Genomic DNA, 19,314 nt, shown 5'->3' with positions numbered 1-19,314 from the left:
GATCCCCACGCGGGATCCCCGGTTCGGGATTCTCTACCAGCTTTCAGCCAGATACGGAGATTGCCATGAAAGACGAACGCACCCTTTCATTCGATGAATATGATGAGGTCGTAAACCCACGTCCTGAAGAATGCGAATTTGATCGTGTGGTCGAACGCGCCTTGTCACGTCGCGGATTCCTGGGCGGCGTTCTTGCAATGGGCAGCTTCACGGCCGTTGGCGGTGCGCTGATTCCTTCGGGCGCACGTGCGGCGGCGGACCGGTTCTCGTTCGAGGCGATTCCTGTATCGACTGCAGACGACGTAATTGTACCTCCTGGCTACAAGGCCGAGGTCATGGTGCGTTGGGGCGACCCGCTGTGGTCCGATGCACCCGAGTTTGATCACGCGACCCGTGGCACCGCTGCCAGTCAGGAACGCGCTTTTGGCGACAATACCGATGGACAGGACGTGTTCTTCCATGACGGTCATGTTCTGCTGGTTGTGAACAACGAATACACCAACCGCGATATCCTGTGGGGCAACAATCCGGATGCCAAGGCGGCTTCGGACGACGATGTGGCCAAGGGCATGATGGCTCATGGCGTGACAGTAGTTGAGATCGCCAATACCGATGGCACATGGGGCATTATCAAAGACAGCCCGTATAACCGCCGCATCACCCCGCAGACGGATATGACAATCACTGGGCCCGCCGCAGGTCATGATCTGATGAAAACGTCTGCTGACCCGACCGGTACGACCTCGAAGGGCACGTGGAACAACTGCGGTAACGGTAAGACCCCATGGGGTACGTACCTGGCCTGTGAAGAGAACTTCAACGGGTATTTCTCGGCAGCTGACGAGAACCACGAGGTCAGCCCTGAACTCAAGCGCTATGGCGTATCAGCCAGCGACTGGGGCTATGGTTGGGCCAGGATTGACGACCGGTTTGACGTTGCAAAAGACCCCAACGAACCGAACCGTGCTGGCTATGTGGTTGAGATTGACCCGACCGATCCAAATTCGACCCCGCGCAAGCTGACCGCCTTGGGCCGGTTCAAGCACGAAAACGCGGAATCGGTTGTGAACAATGACGGTCGCGTTGTCGTTTATATGGGCGATGATGAGCGGGGCGAGTTCCTGTATCGTTTCGTTTCGGACGGTTTCTATGCCGCTGGTGTCGATACCAACGCTCTGCTGGAAAACGGAACCCTGTCTGTTGCCAAATTCAACGATGACGGCACCGGTGAGTGGCTAGACCTGACGCCCGAGACAACTGGTTTGGCTTCGCAGGCCGAGGTCAGCATCCACACCCGTCAGGGCGCATCTGCCGTGGGTGGAACAACGATGGACCGCCCGGAATGGGTTGCCGCCAATCCGAACGTGGCCGAGGTCTATTGCTGTCTGACCAACAACAAGAACCGGGGCGTCAAGCCGAATGCCGGTGGCGACGACACCTCGGTCAACGGTCCGAACCCGCGCGAAGCGAACAATTACGGCCAGATCGTACGTTGGCGTCCGGAGGGTGGCGACCACACCGCCTCGGGCTTTGCCTGGGACCTGTATGTGTTGGCTGGTAACCCGAATGTGCATCAGGACGCCTATGGTGGCTCGGACAACGTCAATGCCGAGAACATGTTCAACTCGCCCGACGGGTTGAAATTCGACAGCAACGGTCTGCTGTGGATCCAGACCGACGGCAACTATGGCAACGAAGGCGATTTCGAAGGGCAAGGTAACAACCAGATGCTGGCAGGCGACCCGGTCACCGGCGAAATCCGCCGTTTCTTGGTAGGTCCGAACGAGTGTGAGGTCACTGGCCTCAGCTGGTCGCCTGATCGCCGCACCATGTTCGTGGGCATCCAGCATCCGGGCGAAGATGGGAACAGCCACTGGCCCGAAGGCGGCGACGCGGTTCCACGCTCTGCTATCATCGCGGTGACCCGTGACGACGGTGGCCTGGTCGGCTAATATCGCTGACCGTTGAAGACCCGCCCCGGACGCTTGAATGCGTCCGGGGTTTTTCTGTTTCATGCAGTAGCTTCATAGTGACAATGAGAATTTTGATATGCGGATTGGCCAGGAACTCAGCTACAAGCGCCAGTACACAACCGTAGGCCAAAAAGTCGCTTGAAATACCACTTGTGTCGAAAACCGACCGACCCGGGCCCATATAGATGTTTAGAACCGCCCCATCGGGTTAGGAGGAATCACAGCAATGCCTGACGTCACCATTGTATACTGGCGCGACATTCCCGCTCAGGTCATCGTCGGCAAAGGCCGTCGTGGCGCCAAGCGGCAGTTGGAAGAACGGTTCGAACAAGCCATCGACCGCGCCGCCATGAAGGTGAACGCCAAGGACAGTGATGCCTACCTGGCCGAATGGCGCAAAGCCGCGCCTTTTGCGGTTGAGGGCGACCCGTCCGAGATTGCCGAGGCACAGGCCGTGCGTCTGGAAACGGAATACGATCAGGACCGCATCAAAGCGCTGATCGCCAATGACGGTTGGGCATGAGCCCGAGACAGCTATGGGAGGCCGCAATGGCTTTGCTGAACTTCAAGAAACGTGATGCGGTCGAAAACGGGCCGGTGAATCCGACCGTCGAAGCCTTTCTGCAGGGCTATTCGATCGAGGTGATGCCCCGCACCGCCGAGAAGGTCGACGATTTCCGCGCGCTGCTGCCCGAGGGCACCCGCGTCTACATCGCCCATATCGAGGGCACACCCATCGAAGATATGGTCAAGACCGCCAAGCGCCTCGCTGATGATGGCTATCCGGTGATGCCACACTTCCCGGCGCGGATCATCAAGGACGCGGCTACGCTGGAAAACTGGATCTCGATGTATCAGGGCGAGGCGGGCGTTGAGCAGGCGCTTTTGCTGGCCGGTGGCGTAGCTAAGCCGCATGGGGATTTCGAAAGCTCGATGCAGTTGCTGGAAAGTGGCCTGTTCGACAAGGCAGGCTTCAAACGCTTGCATGTGGCGGGTCACCCAGAAGGCAACAAGGATATTGACCCCGACGGTTCGACCAAAAACGTCGATGGCGCGCTGCGTTGGAAACAGAAGTTCAGCGAAACCACAGACGCCGAGATGGCGCTGGCCACGCAATTTGCGTTTGACGCCAAGCCGATCATCGCCTGGGCGGACAGCCTGAAAGAAGCGGGGATCGACATTCCCGTCCACATCGGCATCGCCGGACCGGCCAAGCTGCAGACACTGATCAAGTTCGCCATCGCTTGTGGCGTTGGTCCGTCATTGAAGGTCCTGCAGAAGCGCGCCATGGATGTGTCCAAGCTGCTGCTGCCTTATGAGCCGACCGACGTGATCACCGAACTGGCCAATCACAAGGCGGCCAACCCCGAGTTCAACATCACTAACGTCCACTTCTTCCCGCTGGGCGGCATCAAGACAAACGCCAACTGGGCGATCAATAACGGCGGCGCTTCGGCAAAGCCCGCAAATTCCTAAGGAACGGACATGACCCGTACAGTCGTAGAATCAAAAACAAAAACTGCCGTTCTGGGCTTTGACGAACCGTTCTGCGTGATCGGCGAGCGGATCAACCCCACGGGCCGCAAGAAACTGGCGGCTGAACTGGAAGCGGGCGATTTTTCGACCGTTGAGAAAGACGCGCTGGCGCAGGTTGCTGCAGGCGCGACCGTTCTGGATATCAACGCGGGTGTTGTCTACAACTCGAACCCCAACCCGAATGAAACAGAACCGCCGCTGATGCGTAAGATCGTTGAGCTGGTACAGGGCTTGGTCGATGTACCTCTCTGCGTCGACAGCTCGGTTCCTGGCGCGTTGGAAGCGGGTCTTGAAGCGGCTGAAGGCCGCCCGCTGCTGAACTCGGTCACCGGCGAGGAAGAGCGTCTGGAGCTGGTTTTGCCGCTGGTGAAGAAATACAACGTGCCGGTCGTTGCCATCTCGAACGACGATACCGGTATTTCCGAAGACCCGGATGTGCGTTTTGCTGTTGCGAAGACGATTGTTGAGCGCGCTGCTGACTACGGCATTCCCGCACATGATATTGTTGTCGACCCGCTGGTGATGCCCATCGGCGCGATGGCAACTGCCGGTCAGCAAGTGTTCGCTCTGGTCCGTCGTCTGCGCGAGGAGCTTGGCGTGAATACGACATGCGGTGCGTCTAATGTTTCATTTGGCCTGCCGAACCGTCACGGCATCAACAATGCCTTCCTGCCAATGGCGATGGGTGCTGGCATGACCTCGGCTATCATGAACCCGGTGGCCCTGCCGGTGACGCAAAAGAAGATTGCCGAGAAGAAAGAGGCCGTAGCCGCTGCTGGCATCATCTTGCCCGACGGTATGGATGATGAAACCTTCGTGCAGATGTTTGGTCTGGGCTCGACCCTGCCGCGCGCCGGTAAAGAAATGGAGGCCATCCGCGCCGCCAATTTGCTCACCAACAACGACCCCCATGGTGGTGAGTGGATCAGGTTCAACAAAGCCCCCGAGGCACCCGGAGCCGAGGGCGAAGGGCGAGGACGTCGCGGAGGCGGTCGCCGCCGCCGCGCCTAAGCTGAACGCAACTTGATCACAGGCCGGGCAGTTGCCCGGCCTTTTTTGTTGTCATTTTCAGAAAGGTCAGACAAGCGTGCCGCCTCAGATACCCAGGCCGATGGCCTGGTTCACTGCCAAACCGGAATTGATCGCGCAGTAAGTCGGGTAGGGCGTGCGTTCAGAGATGTTGATATCCCTTTGAATAAGTTGATGATCTTCGAGCCTATGCAACGACTCGGACAACGCCCTGTCAGTGATCGTCGTCAGAGCCGTTTTCATGGTTGAAAATCGCTGAGGCGAGTTGGTCAACGCTAAAACCGGGACCGACCAGCTTTTGCGTAGCAGGGCAAATTCACTTTCATCAGGTACGGCCTTAATAATCTTGCTGGCCATCTGCGCGGCCTCAACACCCTTTGGTGTCAGCCGAAACTCGGGCCGCAAAGGATGGCCGTGGCCCGGATTTCTTTCCAGAAGACGCAGCGCGATCAGGTGATCAAGGCTGGCACGAAAGGACGTCCGGCTTGCGTTGGTCGCCGCCAGCAAGGGGGCCTGACGTCCCGGCGTACCATTATCCAACAGCGCCAGAATGCTGAGTGACCAAGCACGTGATGTCAGGTTGACAAGTGTCTTTATGTCCATAAAGTATAGTTACTAGTATTATGGAAAAAGGTAAAGCAAATGGCACACGTTTCTCTTGATGACACGATCACACTTGCCCTGTCCGTACGAGACCGCCACGCAAGCGCGACGTGGTATCAGGAAAACCTGGGTTTCTCTCTAATCTACCATATGGACGAAGCAGGCTGGAGCGAGGTGCAGACCAACACCAAGGGCGTGACTCTGGGTCTGGGCGAGCAGGCAGAGCCCAATCCAGGCAACTGCGTACCCGTTTTCGGCGTCGCCGATATTTCAGAGGCCCGCAAGGCGTTGGAATCCGCAGGCGTTCGTTTTGATGGCGAGACTGAAACCATCGAAGGCATGGTCAGCACCGCAACCTTTTTCGACCCGGACAACAACGCTCTGATGCTGGCGCAGGACCTGACCAAGTAGATCCTAACCCCACATGATCCCCCTTGAACCTCGGTCAAAGGGGGTGCTATCCACATCTGCGCGGCGGGTATGATGTAATGGTAGCCTGTCAGCTTCCCAAGCTGAACGCGCGGGTTCGATTCCCGCTACCCGCTCCAGATTTCCGTGTTCAGCTCCGGAAAACTAGGTCCTATGCTGATCCAGTTATCCCCTACGGCGGCGGCGGCGACCTCCGCCAGCGTCGGAATCACCACCGCCTGTATTGAACGAAGGCGCGGGTAGTGTGACGACCTGGGCCAGTTCGGGGAACGGGTCCGTCTTGTGCGGGATCGCGTTGGCGGCAACGAAATGATCCTGGAACTTCGGCTCGATGGCGGTTTCGACCTTGGTGATTTCGCGAACTACGCGCTCGATTTCGGCCCGTGCACCGATGTTGCACAGCGCTATCCGGGCACCTGTACCTGCGGCGTTCCCGGCGCTGGACACTTTGTCCAGCGGGGCATCCGGGATCATGCCCAGGACCATCGCGTGTTTGGTTGAGATATGTGCACCGAACGCACCTGCGAGGACAACGCGATCCACGCGATCAACCTCCATCTCATCCATCAACAACCGCGCGCCTGCATAAAGCGCGGATTTGGCCAGTTGGATGGCGCGGATGTCACCTTGTGTCACGGTGATCCGTGGGCCGCCCTCAGCGCTGGCATCGTGGATCAGGTAGGAATGGGTGCGCCCCTCGGGCACGCTGCGCGGCGTGCCGGTTTGTTGGGCCGAGCCGATCAGGCCACTTTCATCCAGCAGGCCCGCGATACGCATTTCGGCAACCGCTTCGATAATGCCCGACCCGCAAATGCCAGTGATGCCTGTGGTGGCGATATCGACGTCAAACCCATCCTCATCCGACCATTTCTCGGACCCGATGACACGGAAGCGGGGCTCTTTGGTAACCGGATCGATCTCGATCCGTTCAATGGCGCCGGGGGCGGCACGCTGGCCCGAACTGATCTGTGCACCTTCAAAGGCGGGGCCGGTGGGCGAGGAACAGGCCAGTACGCGGCTGGTATTGCCCAGCAGGATTTCTGCGTTGGTACCCACGTCGACGATCAGCACGAGATCTTCGGATTTGCCGGGCTCTTCCGACAAGGCCACAGCGGCGCAGTCCGCACCCACATGGCCTGCGATACAGGGCAGGATATAGACCTGCGCGCGTGGGTTCATGTTGGTCAGGTCCATCTCATGCGCAGGCAGGGATATCGACTCGGATGTGGCCAACGCAAACGGAGCTTGCCCCAACTCGACCGGGTCCAGACCCAGCAGTAGGTGGTGCATGACCGGGTTGCAGACAAAGACCGTTTCCACGATCAGCGCGGCGTCAATCCCGGCTTCCTCAGCGATTGAGAAGGTCAGATCGTTGATCGCTTCGCGCACCGCTTTGGTCATTTCCTGATCGCCGCCGGGGTTCATCATGGCATAGGACACGCGGCTCATAAGGTCTTCGCCAAAGCGGATCTGCGGGTTCATCAGGCCGGAAGAGGCTTTGACCTCGCCCGTATCCAGATCGGTCAAATGGGCCGCGATGGTGGTAGAGCCAAGGTCGATGGCCAGACCATAGAGCCCGCCTTCGTGCAGGCCGGGCCAGATTTCGACAACCCGCGCGACAGTGTCTTTGTGGCCTTTGTGAACGGCGACCGTGACCTCCCATTTCCCTTTGCGCAGAACGGGTTGCAGCTTGGACATCAGGGACAGGTCGGCGGTAATAGCGTCGATTTTCCACTGCTCGCGCAGGGCGCGTTCCAGCCGTTCCAGATCACCGGTCGGTGAATGCATGTCAGGCTCTTCAACCACGACGAAATACAAACGCGTTGCCGGATCCATGGTGATCGCGCGTGCAGTGGCGGCCTTTCGCACGACCTGACGGTGCACCTGACTTTCAGGCGGTACGTCGATCACCACATCGCCCTGCACCGTGGCCTGACAGCCCAAACGGCGACCCGGCTTCAACCCGCGTTTGTCGTCATAGCGCTGCTCGACCGCGTTCCATTCACTCAGCGCGCCGTCGCTGACCGTGACGCCGTGTTTGGGGAACTCACCATAGCTGGGCGTGATCTGGCATTTCGAACAGATACCGCGCCCGCCGCAGACCGAATCCAGATCCACACCCAACTGCCGTGCGGCAGTCAGAATTGGCGTGCCAACAGGGAAATGCCCGCGTTTGCCGGATGGGGTGAAGACGACAAGAGGGTCGGTGGTCATGAATGGCTTGCCTTTGTATTCGCGCGTGTCCCGCGCAAGATATGAATTTCCTGAGAAAGGGAAAGGCCATTCAGCGGCAGGTTTTTAACAACAAGCGTCGTTTTAAGGCACGGTGTTCTGATGCTTTTGGCAACAACTTGGGTTCAGGGGCTTTTCCTTGGGGTTGATCCATGCAATAGGGTCACCGCCAAACGGGCTTTTGCATGGGGTGATCAGATGCAGATTCGTGAGGCGCTTACCTTTGATGATGTTCTTTTGGTGCCAGGGGCATCAACGGTGCTGCCGGCCACGGCAGATACCACGACACGTGTGACACGTCAGATTACCATGAACATCCCGCTGCTCAGCTCGGCCATGGACACCGTGACCGAGGCGCGCATGGCCATTGCCATGGCCCAGGCGGGGGGCATCGGCGTGATCCACAAGAACCTTTCAATCGAAGAACAGGCCCGCGAGGTGCGCCGGGTCAAACGCTTCGAATCTGGGATCGTCTACAACCCGGTCACGCTGCGCGCCGATCAGACACTGGCCGATGCGCAGGCGCTGGTGCAGCGCTACAACTTCACCGGATTTCCTGTGGTTGATGATCAGGGGCGCGTCGTGGGCATCGTGACCAATCGGGACATGCGTTTTGCCACCTCGGATGACACGCCGATCCACGCGATGATGACTTCGGACAATCTGGCGATGCTGCAAGAGCCTGCCGATCTGGAAGAAGCCAAAAGCCTGATGCGTGCTCGCCGGATTGAAAAACTGCTGGTGGTTGATGGTGAGGGCAAGCTGACTGGTTTGTTGACCCTCAAAGACACCGAACAGGCCGTGCTGAACCCGACTGCCTGTAAAGACAGCCTTGGCCGTCTGCGTGTGGCGGCTGCAACCTCGGTTGGCGATGCAGGATTTGAACGCTCGGAACTTCTGGTCGATTCAGGTGTCGACATCATCGTTGTGGATACAGCGCATGGCCATTCACAAGGCGTTCTGGATGCGGTGAAACGCGCCAAGACCCTGTCGAACGAGGTTCAGATCATCGCAGGGAACGTTGCCACGTCCGAGGCCACCAAAGCGCTGATCGACGCAGGCGCAGATGCGATCAAGGTTGGCATCGGGCCGGGCTCGATCTGCACCACGCGCATGGTGGCCGGGGTTGGCGTACCCCAGCTGACAGCGATCATGGATTGCGCGACAGCGGCTGGTGATGTTCCGGTGATCGCCGATGGTGGCATCAAGTTCTCGGGCGATTTTGCCAAGGCCATTGCGGCAGGGGCCTCCTGCGCCATGGTCGGTTCGATGATCGCAGGTACCGATGAAAGCCCAGGTGAGGTGATCCTGTATCAGGGCCGTTCTTTTAAATCCTATCGCGGCATGGGCAGCTTGGGAGCCATGGCGCGTGGCTCGGCGGATCGCTATTTCCAGAAGGATGCCGCCAATGACAAGCTGGTGCCCGAAGGGATTGAGGGGCAGGTGCCCTACAAAGGGTCAGCCGGGGCTGTTGTGCACCAGTTGGTGGGCGGCCTGCGCGCAGCGATGGGCTATACCGGCTGTGCAACCGTTGAAGAGATGCGCAAAAACTGCAACTTTGTGAAAATCACCGGGGCAGGTCTGAAAGAAAGCCATGTGCATGACGTGCAGATCACCCGCGAAAGCCCGAACTATCGGGTGATGTAAGGTTGCAGGTTAAGACATGACACCTGCGGCGCGCGTCCAGGCTTCGATCGAGATTCTGGATGAGATACTGGGCAGAGCACCCGTTGAAAAGGCCCTGACCGGCTGGGCGCGCCGCAGCCGGTTTGCCGGGTCCAAGGATCGTGCAGCGGTGCGGGATCATGTGTTTGACGCGTTACGCCGCAAACGATCTTTTGCCGCGCTTGGCGGTGCAAGTACCGGGCGCGGCCTAATGATCGGGGCCGTGCGGGCGCAGGGTGGTGATGTAAGCTCCGTGTTTACGGGCGACAGGCATGCTCCGCCGCCTGTAAGTGCCTCCGAAACCGCGCGTGCTTTTGAAAGCGATGCGGAAAGATTGGACATCCCTGAATGGCTGTGGCCGCAGTTTTCTGCCTCGTTGGGGGCGGATGCGGAAGCCGCTGCAGAAGCTTTGCAGAGCCGTGCGCGTGTGCATCTGCGAGTGAACCTTCTGAAAGCCAATCTTGCATTGGCGACCGAGGCCTTGGCGGCGGACGGTATCACCGCAGTCCCGCATCCAATTTGTGAAACGGCGCTCGAGGTCACGGACGGTGCGCGCAAGATCGGACAAAGCCGTGCCTATACGAACGGGCTTGTTGAATTGCAGGACGCTGCGAGCCAAGCCGTTGTGGCGGCGCTGGACGTGCAGCCGGGTATGCGTGTTCTGGACTATTGCGCAGGCGGCGGGGGTAAGTCGCTGGCTTTTGCTGCGCACAGAGATGTCACCGTGTTTGCTCATGACGTGAATGCAGGCCGAATGCGGGATTTGCCCAATCGAGCTGAGCGGGCGGGGGCTGATATCACCTTGCTCAACTCCGGTGACCTTGCAGACCATGGGCCGTTTGACATTGTGCTTGCCGATGCCCCGTGTTCTGGCAGCGGGTCCTGGCGGCGTGCTCCGGCGGGGAAATGGGCCTTGACCGGGACGCGTTTACACGAATTGACGGATATTCAAGCCCAAATATTGAATGACATTCAGGGGTTTGTGCAGCGCGATGGTGTTCTGGCCTATGCCACATGCTCGATGCTTGACTGTGAGAACAGCGACATTGTCGAGGCGTTTTTAGAGACCAACCCCGACTGGCAGCAGTCTTTGTGCCAATCGTGGCGGGTAACACACGGTGTGGATGGTTTCTTTACGGCACACTTGACGCGGTAGCAGGGCGGGATCTAGCAACTTCAGGTAGAGGCTCGTGCGACTGGATTCGTTAAGCGGGTTTTAACCAATTTAAGTTCCAGATGCCCCAACGCCCTTTTGACCGAGCCATTGATGTCCGACATTGCCGATTTACCCTATCAACCGCGTTCTGATACGGGTCCTTCTATACAACGTATTGCTACGCTGTCCCTGCTGGCACTCGCGCTCGTCTTGGCGCCCAGCACCAAACTTGTATCCCCGGATTGGGCCATGGGGCTTTGGGTTTCAGGTGGATCGCTGGCAGTGATTGCGCTGATTGCGGTTCTCAGGGTGGCGCTGAGCAACCGATCTTTACAGAGATCGACCGCCGTGATGGCAGCCTTTGCGCAGCAGGATACATACCCCTGTCTGATTGCCAATGCCGAGGGCGAAATCCTGATTGCCAATGCGGCTTCCTATCAAAGGTTGCGCGCGATGCCAGGTGAGGCACTGACCCACTGTCTGCGCCCCATCTTTGCCAATCCCGCGGCGATCTTGCTGCGCCTGCAATCGCGGGCACAATCGCAGGGCCGGGCGCACGAGGATGTGGTGACGCTTGAGACTACAGTCCCGGTATCGGTCTTCCGGCTATGTGACGGGCTGTTGTGTTGGCGTTTTCGATTTGAAGAGAACGGGCCCTGGGACACAGTGTCTCTGCCGGTTCTGACCGAAGGGCGAAACGGTGATGTATTGCGACTGAACCGCGCCGCAGAACGTCTATTGGGTTTTCTGCCAGAAACCATCGACCAGGTACTGCCTGAAGGTGGCAATGAGCAAATCGGTATCATGACGCTCTGCACCAAAGGCGGGGATCAAACCGCGGTTGTGACTGAGTTGTCAAGCTCAAGCACAGGGCGCAATCTGGCGCTGGTTCCGCTGGCCGCCTCTCCTAAACAGGAGATTGGGACGCATTTCGATGATCTTCCTGTGCCGCTTTTGTGCCTATCCCCTGACGGGACAATCCTGCAAGCCAATCGGCTGGCGTTGAAGCTGTTGGGTGGCGGCGAACTTACCGACACTAACATCAGCACCATCATGCAAGGCCTGAACCACCCGGTGTTAGACTGGCTGGAACGTATGGCAGCGGAAGAAGAATCGCATCGGTCCGAGTTTCTGCGGCTTAGCCGCGATGACAAAGAGGTATTCATACAAGTTACACTCAGCCGTGTTCACAAAGATGGTCAGGTGTGTCTGATCGCCGTGCTGAACGATGCGACCGAGCTAAAAACGCTTGAGGCGCAGTTTGTGCAGGGGCAAAAGATGCAGGCTGTCGGGCAGTTGGCAGGCGGTGTTGCGCATGATTTCAACAACCTGCTAACCGCTATTTCTGGCCATTGCGACCTGCTGTTGTTGCGGCACGATCAGAATGATCCCGACTATGCCGATCTGGTTCAGATTAACCAGAACGCCAACCGGGCGGCGGCTCTGGTCAGCCAACTTCTGGCCTTTTCCCGCAAACAGACACTGCGCCCCGAGGTGCTGGATATGCGGGATACGATCTCGGATCTGATCCATCTGCTGAACCGTCTGGTCGGGGAAAAGGTACATCTGACGCTGAGCCATGACCCCGTGCTCAAGCCTGTTCGCGCCGATAAGCGACAGCTTGAACAAGTCCTGATGAATCTGGTGGTCAACGCCCGCGATGCCATGCCCGAAGGCGGTGAAATTCGGATTGAAACTGAGGTTATGACCCTCACGAGCCCATTGATGCGGGACAGAGCCACGGTCGAGCCTGGCGAATATGTCACCGTCAAGGTCAAGGATGGCGGCTTCGGGATACCAGCCGACAAGTTACAAAAAGTGTTCGAGCCGTTTTACACGACCAAGCGCACGGGCGAGGGGACTGGTCTGGGCCTGTCAACCGTCTACGGTATCGTTAAACAGACAGGCGGCTTTATCTTTGTCGACAGCGTTGTTGGGCACGGGACGAACTTCACGCTGTTGCTTCCGGTTTGCAAAACCGTCTCTGAACCAGAGGTGATCGAAGATGTATCGCATAGCCCGCAGACCGCCCGTCAGGGCGAAGGTGTGGTGCTGTTGGTCGAGGACGAGGCTCCGGTCCGCGCCTTTGCAACCCGCGCTTTGCGCCTGAAAGGCTATACCGTGTTGGAGGCCGAGTCTGCCGAGGATGCATTGAACATATTGGGCGACCCTGAATTGGTCGTAGATGTTTTTGTAACCGATGTGGTGATGCCGGGAATGGATGGTCCTACCTGGGTTAGCAAGGCCCTGGAAACCCGGCCCGATGCGCGCGTTGTTTTCGTGTCTGGCTACACCGAAGGCGCGTTCGGCGAATCCGGCCCGCAGATCGCCAACTCGACCTTCCTGCCTAAGCCGTTTTCATTGAACCAACTGACCGAAGCCGTGTTCGAAAAGCTCAACTGACGCGACTAAAGCGCGGCGTCATGGGTCGCAAATTCTTCGGCGTGTTTCTTGCGAAACATGGTCTCGGTATCAGAAGTCAGAGTCATATTTCGGGCCGGAGAGACGTTTTCGAGCGGCAGAGTGATGTCCATTTGCAGCCGATCTTGCAGGAAGTTCAGGATTTTGTCCTGATGTTCATATTTGAATACATAGCTGGCGCCGACGCCGTTGTTGCGGGTGCGAAAGAACTGGCTTTGGCTGCCCACATCCGCAAATTCCGGGCGCGGGTTTTCCATATAGGCGTGGACAAACTCATCAAAGCTCAGATCACGGGTTGAATGCGGATGCCCGATACGGTCATCGCGGCTGCGAAAGCGATACCAGCTGCCCAGCCAGTCGATGGGTTCGCGCACAACGGCCATGATCTCCATCTCAGTGTCATACATTTTTCGGTACATGTTTTGAAAAAAACGATCAAACCGGCGCACCGGGGAGTGTTTCAATTCGGGCGGGCCTGTGATCACTAGATCCGCGCGTGATCCGAGCGCCGTGTGATAGGCGGTGCTACCTGTCTTGGGTACAGATAAAAACGCAAGGCGTTCTTTATAGAAAACAAGCATTTATCAATCCCGAGACTTGAGCCGTTACGATTGCAGATTGTCGTAAACCACTCTTTAACACAATTGCCGAAGAGTAAGCTCTGTAAGTTTTAGTTGAAATGTTCTCTTTTTGGTCCCATAAGGAACAAGAGGCGAACAAAGCAGCGATTGCCGCCCGGCAAAGGGTGTGACAAAAGGGAAAGCGACAGGACAATGGCGGATCTTCTGACGATGAGCGACAAGAAAAACGCAGATAAGCAAAAGGCGCTCGACAGCGCGCTGGCCCAGATCGAACGTCAGTTCGGCAAAGGCTCGATCATGAAGCTGGGCGAAGACAGCAAACAGGATATAGAGGCCAGCTCGACCGGATCTCTGGGTCTGGATATTGCGCTGGGAATTGGCGGTCTGCCAATGGGTCGTATCGTCGAGATTTATGGGCCAGAAAGCTCCGGCAAAACTACGCTGACGCTGCATTGTATTGCAGAACAGCAAAAACGCGGCGGCGTTTGTGCCTTTGTCGATGCGGAACACGCGCTGGACCCGCAATATGCGCGCAAGCTGGGTGTTGATCTGGATGAGCTACTGATCTCGCAGCCCGATACCGGAGAGCAAGCGCTTGAAATTACCGATACTCTGGTGCGGTCGGGGGCTGTGAATATGGTCATAGTCGACTCGGTGGCGGCTCTGACGCCGAAGTCTGAGCTTGAAGGCGATATGGGCGACAGCAATGTGGGCGTTCAGGCTCGATTGATGAGCCAGGCGATGCGTAAATTGACCGGTTCGATCAGCCGTTCGAACTGTATGGTCATCTTTATCAACCAGATCCGGATGAAGATCGGCGTAATGTTTGGCAGCCCGGAAACCACAACTGGTGGTAATGCGCTGAAATTCTACAGCTCGGTGCGGCTGGACATCCGCCGTATTGGCGCAATCAAGGATCGTGACGAGGTGGTGGGCAACCAGACCCGCGTCAAAGTCGTTAAGAATAAGGTGGCACCGCCTTTCAAACAGGTGGAATTCGACATCATGTATGGCGAAGGCATCAGCAAGATGGGTGAACTGCTCGATCTGGGTGTGAAGGCCGGTGTGGTCGAGAAATCGGGATCCTGGTTCAGCTATGGCGATGAGCGGATCGGGCAGGGGCGTGAAAACGCCAAGCAATATTTGCGAGATAACGGCCAGATCGCGCTGCAGATCGAAGATAAGATTCGAGCAGCACATGGGTTGGATTTCGACATGGCACCAAGCGCGGCCGAGGATGACGACATCCTCGAGGCTTAATGGTCGCTTGGGGGGGCGCAGAAATCTCCCTGCATCCCGAAGGTGCTGAGAATATTCGGAACAGGGCGGTCCATCCGGGCCGCCTTGTTTCGTTTTCGGGCAGCCTATGCTGTGGACACTCCTTAGGTGCGGCGGTAAACCTGCGCAAACCATTCTGATTGCGCGCTGAGAGAGCCCAAATGCCCACGCTGAACGATATTCGATCGACCTTTCTGAACTACTTCGCCAAGCAAGGGCACGAAGTGGTGGCGTCCAGCCCTTTGGTGCCGCGCAATGATCCGACTTTGATGTTCGTGAATTCGGGCATGGTCCAGTTCAAGAACCTGTTCACTGGCGTTGAAACCCGTGACTATCAACGCGCCACAACGGCGCAGAAATGCGTTCGCGCCGGGGGCAAGCATAACGATCTGGATAATGTGGGTTACACCGCGCGGCATCACACGTTCTTTGAGATGCTGGGGAACTTCTCGTTCGGTAACTATTTCAAACCCGAGGCGATCCCTTTTGCCTGGGAGTTGATTACCAAGGAATTTGGCATCGACAAGAGCCGTTTGCTGACAACGGTTTATCATACCGACGACGAAGCATTTGAGATCTGGAAAAAGGTCGGCGTGCCCGAAGACCGGATCATCCGTATCGCAACTAATGACAATTTCTGGCAGATGGGCCCAACCGGCCCTTGCGGCCCGTGCACCGAGATTTTCTATGATCACGGCGATCACATTTGGGGCGGCCCTCCGGGATCTGCCGAGGAAGATGGCGACCGATTCATCGAGATCTGGAACATCGTTTTCATGCAGAACGAGCAGTTCGAAGACGGCTCGATGGTCGAACTTGACATGCAGTCGATTGATACGGGCATGGGTTTGGAACGGATCGGTGCGCTGCTGCAAGGCAGCCATGACAACTATGACACTGACCTGTTCAAGACCCTGATCGAAGCGTCGGCAGATGCAACTGGTGTTGATCCGTATGGCGACCAGAATGTGCATCATAGGGTGATCGCGGATCACCTGCGTTCGACCTCATTCCTGATCGCCGACGGGGTAATGCCATCCAATGACGGGCGCGGTTATGTGCTGCGCCGGATCATGCGCCGGGCCATGCGCCACGCGCACCTGCTGGGTGCGAAAGATCCGGTGATGCACCGTTTGGTGCCAACACTGGTACAGTTGATGGGCGCGCAATATTCCGAGTTGGGACAGGCACAGCCGCTGATCGAAGAAACCCTGTTTCTGGAAGAAACTCGTTTCAAGCAAACACTGGATCGTGGTCTGAAACTGCTGGATGACGAAGTGGCGGGCCTGCCCGAAGGCGCGGCCTTGCCCGGCGATGCTGCGTTCAAACTGTATGACACCTATGGTTTCCCACTGGACCTGACGCAGGACGCGCTGCGTGAAAAGGGCCGGACGGTAGATACCGGTGGCTTTGATGCAGCCATGGCCGAACAAAAGGCCAAAGCGCGCGCAGCCTGGGCCGGTTCAGGTGAGGCAGCGGATCAGGCGGTGTGGTTCGATGTGCTCGATACCGCTGGCGCGACCGATTTCCTGGGCTATGACACGGAAAAGACCGAAGGGCAGATCGCGGCGCTGATAGTCGATGGTGCGTTGGTTGACACAATCGAGCAGGGTGGCAGCGGCTGGGTCGTCGTGAACCAGACACCGTTCTACGGTGAGGCCGGGGGTCAGGTCGGAGATGTGGGTGAGATTCGCCGTTTGGAAGAGCGCGATGATGTTTCGCGCGTCGAAGACACTAAGAAGTTCGCGGATGGCAAAGTCTATGCTCACAAGGTGACCGTTGAACGCGGCGTGCTGTCCAAGGGCGATGCGGTCGAGCTTGAGGTTGATCACGCGCGCCGGTCCTCAATCCGAGCCAATCACTCGGCGACGCACCTGTTGCATGAAGCCTTGCGCGAAACGCTGGGTGATCACGTCGCGCAGCGTGGGTCCTTGAATGCAGCGGATCGCTTGCGGTTCGATTTCAGCCACTCAAAGGCGTTGACGTCTGAGGAAATTCAAAAGGTTGAGCGCGAGGTGAACGACTTCATCCGCCAGAACTCAACCGTTGAAACCCGGATCATGACACCGGATGACGCGCGCGATCTAGGTGCGCAGGCCCTGTTTGGCGAGAAATACGGCGACGAAGTGCGCGTCGTTTCGATGGGCAAGGCTCCCACCGGCAAGGGCCAGGATGGTGAGACATGGTCGATTGAACTTTGCGGTGGCACCCATGTGCGCCAGACCGGTGATATCGGAACTTTTGTGGTACTTGGGGACAGTGCCAGCAGTGCGGGTGTCCGCCGTATCGAAGCCCTGACCGGAGATGAAGCGTTCCGATATCTGTCCGGGCAGGATCAAAGGCTTTCACAAATTTCTCTGGAGTTGAAGGCGCAGCCGGATGATGTCGTCGGGCGTGTGAGATCCTTGCTGGATGAGCGGAAGGCGTTGCAAAATGAAGTTGCGCAGCTGCGCCGCGATCTGGCTATGGCTGGTGGCGCAGGGCAGGGAGGTGGGGCCGAGGCCCGTGATGTGAACGGGGTAAGCTTTCTGGCGCAGGTTCTCAGCGGCGTATCGGGCAAGGACCTGCCGGCTTTGATCGACGAACACAAAGCGCGTCTTGGTTCGGGCGCGGTTTTGCTGATAGCGGATACCGGCGGTAAGGCGGCTGTGGCGGCCGGTGTTACCGCTGATCTGACCGGTAAAGTCTCTGCGGTGGACCTGGTCAAAGCAGCCGTTGTCGAATTGGGTGGCAAGGGCGGCGGCGGACGCCCGGACATGGCGCAAGGCGGTGGTAAGGATACCACGAGCTCAGACGCTGCGATCAAGGCCGCCGAGCAGGTATTGGGAGGGTAAGATGGCTGCACTTTGGATTGCACATGTGACTGTGACTGACGCGGACGCCTATGGGAAATATGCAGAACTGGCAGGGCCCGCGATTGCAAAGCATGGCGGTGAGTTCATCGCGCGTGCAGCCCGGTATGTTCAACTGGAAGGAAAAGAGCGCCCACGAAACGTGGTTGCGCGCTTTCCTTCGGTCGAAGCTGCGGTTGAGTGTTATAACTCAGACGACTACCAGACAGCCTTGAATCATGCGCGCCGAGCAAGTGAGCGCGAGCTGGTTGTCGTCGAAATCACAGAGTGAGAATCATCTTGCGCGATCTTTTTTGCGCAAGTTCGCGGTTTGTAAGCGAAAATCGGCCAAGGCGCGAAGGATGAAACTGAGACTCTCAGCGCCGATCATCACTTTTTGAGTAAATATATTTAATTACATAGAGTTATCTCAATTACCTAAGGTTGAGATTCAGAATTCCCGTTATAATTGTGGCAATCTGACCCAAATTCTTGCCCAACTTTGTCATGGTAAGTGACGAATTTCCGCCCTTTTTCCCAGTCAAGTTCGTCCTAGATTGCATCGCGGGCCATGTTTACGGATATTTTCTAAAAACAGGGCAGTGTCCGGTTTGACTGCAATCGCATGGTTGAACACGGATTGGGGATCAGGAATGAAATTGATCGGCACTAAACTCATGCCTGTCTTGGGGCGCGCTACCCCAGGGTCGGGACACCTCATATGTGCTGCCGCTCTCTTGCTTGGCACATTGGGGGCCGCGCCAGCGGCTCAGGCGTCCGAGGGTGCGTTTATCACAATCGTTTCAGCCTCTCCTCCGCCTTCCGGGGCGCGACAGCTGTGCCGTCAGTATGACTGGGCTTGTGCCACCAAGCGGTCTGGTAGGTTGACTAGCCAGCAGGAAATGCAGATCGTTCAGCGTGTAAACCGTCATGTAAACGCGACCATTCGCGAGGTGACGGATCAATCGCAATACAAAACCCGTGAACGCTGGGCGCTTCCCACGTCTCGTGGCGGTGATTGCGAAGATTTTGCTCTGTTGAAAAAGCGCGATCTGATTGCTGCAGGCATTGACCCCAGAAAGCTGCTGATCGCAACGGTGTTGGATACACGCCGCAACGCACATGCGGTGCTGGTTTATCGTTCTGACAGCGGCGACCTGGTTTTGGATAACCTGACAAACAGCATCAAGCCCTGGGCATCGACACGGTATCTATTCCTTCGCATGCAGGATCCCAAACAACCCCGTCGTTGGGTGGGCGTATTCGGAAGCAGCTAAACGCTTTTGATTTTTTTTGTGAAATAGAGAACACCAGCCGCGACTAACGCAGCTGGTGTTTTTCGAATCTGTATCAAACGTTGTTGTTCGGGGCAGGGTCGTTTGTTGTGCCGGTGGCGCCAACGTCACCAGTGCCGCCACCTGAGCCACCGCCGTCGCCAGTGCCGCCGCCGTCACCGGAACCACCACCCGAGCCACCGCCGTCGCCAGTACCGCCGCCGTCACCCGAGCCACCGCCCGAGCTGGAACCACCGCCGGTGCCGCCGCCGTCACCCGAGCCACCGCCCGAGCTGGAACCACCGC

16 protein-coding genes and 1 tRNA gene are annotated in these 19,314 nt (G+C 57.6%); 13 read left to right on the top strand and 4 right to left on the bottom strand.

All coding sequences use genetic code 11. The annotated features are described in order from the left end of the window. Nucleotides 1-65 precede the first annotated feature (65 nt). From ACR0EL_RS04120 to ACR0EL_RS04105, 4 genes are all read left to right on the top strand, one after another. On the top strand, nucleotides 66-1,952 hold the full coding sequence (locus ACR0EL_RS04120) for a PhoX family protein (protein WP_480498467.1): 1,887 nt from the start codon (nucleotides 66-68) through the stop codon (nucleotides 1,950-1,952). A 247-nt stretch (nucleotides 1,953-2,199) separates the two neighbouring features. After that, entirely contained in the window at nucleotides 2,200-2,496 is a 297-nt protein-coding gene (locus ACR0EL_RS04115) for a virulence factor (protein ID WP_170533008.1), read from the top strand. Between the two features lie 26 nt (nucleotides 2,497-2,522). Next, nucleotides 2,523-3,449 carry a methylenetetrahydrofolate reductase gene (locus ACR0EL_RS04110; RefSeq protein ID WP_480498464.1) on the top strand — a complete coding sequence of 309 codons (927 nt, stop codon included), beginning with the start codon at nucleotides 2,523-2,525 and terminating at the stop codon, nucleotides 3,447-3,449. Nucleotides 3,450-3,458: 9 nt separating this feature from the next. Next, the gene (locus ACR0EL_RS04105) at nucleotides 3,459-4,520 is read left to right on the top strand and encodes a methyltetrahydrofolate cobalamin methyltransferase (protein ID WP_480498462.1); all 1,062 of its coding nucleotides are present in this window, start codon (nucleotides 3,459-3,461) and stop codon (nucleotides 4,518-4,520) included. An 84-nt stretch (nucleotides 4,521-4,604) separates the two neighbouring features. On the opposite strand, the gene ACR0EL_RS04100 is transcribed toward ACR0EL_RS04105, so the two are convergent. Continuing rightward, nucleotides 4,605-5,141 (bottom strand): winged helix-turn-helix transcriptional regulator, encoded by a 537-nt coding sequence (locus ACR0EL_RS04100; RefSeq protein ID WP_480498460.1) that lies wholly within the window; start codon nucleotides 5,139-5,141, stop codon nucleotides 4,605-4,607. 39 nt (nucleotides 5,142-5,180) lie between these two features. On the opposite strand from ACR0EL_RS04100, the gene ACR0EL_RS04095 reads away from it, so the two are divergent. Both ACR0EL_RS04095 and ACR0EL_RS04090 read left to right on the top strand, forming a co-directional pair. Further along, complete coding sequence (locus ACR0EL_RS04095; RefSeq protein WP_480498458.1) at nucleotides 5,181-5,552, top strand: VOC family protein; 372 nt, start codon at nucleotides 5,181-5,183, stop codon at nucleotides 5,550-5,552. Between the two features lie 63 nt (nucleotides 5,553-5,615). Further along, nucleotides 5,616-5,689: transfer RNA gene (locus tag ACR0EL_RS04090), tRNA-Gly, on the top strand. A 46-nt stretch (nucleotides 5,690-5,735) separates the two neighbouring features. Here the strand turns inward: ACR0EL_RS04090 and ACR0EL_RS04085 are convergent. After that, entirely contained in the window at nucleotides 5,736-7,784 is a 2,049-nt protein-coding gene (locus tag ACR0EL_RS04085) for an ASKHA domain-containing protein (RefSeq protein WP_480498456.1), read from the bottom strand. 216 nt (nucleotides 7,785-8,000) lie between these two features. Here ACR0EL_RS04085 and guaB point away from each other — a divergent pair, with 216 nt between their 5' ends. The 3 genes from guaB to ACR0EL_RS04070 all read left to right on the top strand — a co-directional run bounded on the left by guaB (nucleotide 8,001) and on the right by ACR0EL_RS04070 (nucleotide 13,026). After that, complete coding sequence (gene guaB, locus ACR0EL_RS04080; protein ID WP_480498454.1) at nucleotides 8,001-9,449, top strand: IMP dehydrogenase; 1,449 nt, start codon at nucleotides 8,001-8,003, stop codon at nucleotides 9,447-9,449. A 16-nt stretch (nucleotides 9,450-9,465) separates the two neighbouring features. Continuing rightward, nucleotides 9,466-10,623: an RsmB/NOP family class I SAM-dependent RNA methyltransferase gene (locus ACR0EL_RS04075; protein ID WP_480498452.1), complete on the top strand. Its 1,158-nt coding sequence runs from the start codon at nucleotides 9,466-9,468 to the stop codon at nucleotides 10,621-10,623. Nucleotides 10,624-10,734: 111 nt separating this feature from the next. Continuing rightward, nucleotides 10,735-13,026 (top strand): ATP-binding response regulator, encoded by a 2,292-nt coding sequence (locus ACR0EL_RS04070; protein ID WP_480498450.1) that lies wholly within the window; start codon nucleotides 10,735-10,737, stop codon nucleotides 13,024-13,026. Nucleotides 13,027-13,031: 5 nt separating this feature from the next. Here the strand turns inward: ACR0EL_RS04070 and ACR0EL_RS04065 are convergent, their stop codons facing one another. Then, nucleotides 13,032-13,625 (bottom strand): sulfotransferase family 2 domain-containing protein, encoded by a 594-nt coding sequence (locus ACR0EL_RS04065; protein WP_480498448.1) that lies wholly within the window; start codon nucleotides 13,623-13,625, stop codon nucleotides 13,032-13,034. Between the two features lie 192 nt (nucleotides 13,626-13,817). Here ACR0EL_RS04065 and recA point away from each other — a divergent pair, with 192 nt between their 5' ends. The 4 genes from recA (at nucleotide 13,818) to ACR0EL_RS04045 (ending at nucleotide 19,011) form a co-directional block, all read left to right on the top strand. Beyond that, nucleotides 13,818-14,885, top strand: coding sequence for a recombinase RecA (recA, locus tag ACR0EL_RS04060; RefSeq protein WP_480498446.1), 1,068 nt, complete (start codon nucleotides 13,818-13,820; stop codon nucleotides 14,883-14,885). A gap of 179 nt (nucleotides 14,886-15,064) precedes the next feature. Continuing rightward, nucleotides 15,065-17,737 carry an alanine--tRNA ligase gene (gene alaS / locus ACR0EL_RS04055; protein WP_480498444.1) on the top strand — a complete coding sequence of 891 codons (2,673 nt, stop codon included), beginning with the start codon at nucleotides 15,065-15,067 and terminating at the stop codon, nucleotides 17,735-17,737. 1 nt (nucleotide 17,738) lies between these two features. Next, a complete protein-coding gene (locus tag ACR0EL_RS04050) occupies nucleotides 17,739-18,026 on the top strand; it encodes a DUF1330 domain-containing protein (protein WP_480498442.1) in 288 nt (95 codons plus the stop codon). Nucleotides 18,027-18,387: 361 nt separating this feature from the next. Continuing rightward, nucleotides 18,388-19,011: a transglutaminase-like cysteine peptidase gene (locus tag ACR0EL_RS04045; protein ID WP_480498440.1), complete on the top strand. Its 624-nt coding sequence runs from the start codon at nucleotides 18,388-18,390 to the stop codon at nucleotides 19,009-19,011. Nucleotides 19,012-19,084: 73 nt separating this feature from the next. On the opposite strand, the gene ACR0EL_RS04040 is transcribed toward ACR0EL_RS04045, so the two are convergent. Further along, nucleotides 19,085-19,314, bottom strand: a 230-nt coding sequence (locus ACR0EL_RS04040; RefSeq protein WP_480498439.1) for a hypothetical protein, incomplete at its 5' end; no start/stop codon positions are given.

This window comes from Ruegeria sp. AH12 (genome assembly GCF_056541465.1).
The sequence above is the reverse complement of the archived record's forward strand: the minus strand, read 5'-3'. Positions and strand labels throughout refer to the sequence as shown.

Excerpts from the sequence above, each read along its gene's own strand:
- ACR0EL_RS04095 (WP_480498458.1), top strand. The coding sequence starts at position 5,181 with ATGGCACACGTTTCTCTTGATGACACGATCACACTTGCCCTGTCCGTA.
- ACR0EL_RS04100 (WP_480498460.1), bottom strand. The coding sequence starts at position 5,141 with ATGGACATAAAGACACTTGTCAACCTGACATCACGTGCTTGGTCACTC.
- ACR0EL_RS04075 (WP_480498452.1), top strand. The coding sequence starts at position 9,466 with ATGACACCTGCGGCGCGCGTCCAGGCTTCGATCGAGATTCTGGATGAG.
- ACR0EL_RS04120 (WP_480498467.1), top strand. The coding sequence starts at position 66 with ATGAAAGACGAACGCACCCTTTCATTCGATGAATATGATGAGGTCGTA.
- ACR0EL_RS04105 (WP_480498462.1), top strand. The coding sequence starts at position 3,459 with ATGACCCGTACAGTCGTAGAATCAAAAACAAAAACTGCCGTTCTGGGC.
- ACR0EL_RS04085 (WP_480498456.1), bottom strand. The coding sequence starts at position 7,784 with ATGACCACCGACCCTCTTGTCGTCTTCACCCCATCCGGCAAACGCGGG.
- ACR0EL_RS04050 (WP_480498442.1), top strand. The coding sequence starts at position 17,739 with ATGGCTGCACTTTGGATTGCACATGTGACTGTGACTGACGCGGACGCC.
- ACR0EL_RS04045 (WP_480498440.1), top strand. The coding sequence starts at position 18,388 with ATGAAATTGATCGGCACTAAACTCATGCCTGTCTTGGGGCGCGCTACC.
- guaB (WP_480498454.1), top strand. The coding sequence starts at position 8,001 with ATGCAGATTCGTGAGGCGCTTACCTTTGATGATGTTCTTTTGGTGCCA.
- alaS (WP_480498444.1), top strand. The coding sequence starts at position 15,065 with ATGCCCACGCTGAACGATATTCGATCGACCTTTCTGAACTACTTCGCC.
- recA (WP_480498446.1), top strand. The coding sequence starts at position 13,818 with ATGGCGGATCTTCTGACGATGAGCGACAAGAAAAACGCAGATAAGCAA.
- ACR0EL_RS04065 (WP_480498448.1), bottom strand. The coding sequence starts at position 13,625 with ATGCTTGTTTTCTATAAAGAACGCCTTGCGTTTTTATCTGTACCCAAG.
- ACR0EL_RS04110 (WP_480498464.1), top strand. The coding sequence starts at position 2,523 with ATGGCTTTGCTGAACTTCAAGAAACGTGATGCGGTCGAAAACGGGCCG.
- ACR0EL_RS04115 (WP_170533008.1), top strand. The coding sequence starts at position 2,200 with ATGCCTGACGTCACCATTGTATACTGGCGCGACATTCCCGCTCAGGTC.
- ACR0EL_RS04070 (WP_480498450.1), top strand. The coding sequence starts at position 10,735 with ATGTCCGACATTGCCGATTTACCCTATCAACCGCGTTCTGATACGGGT.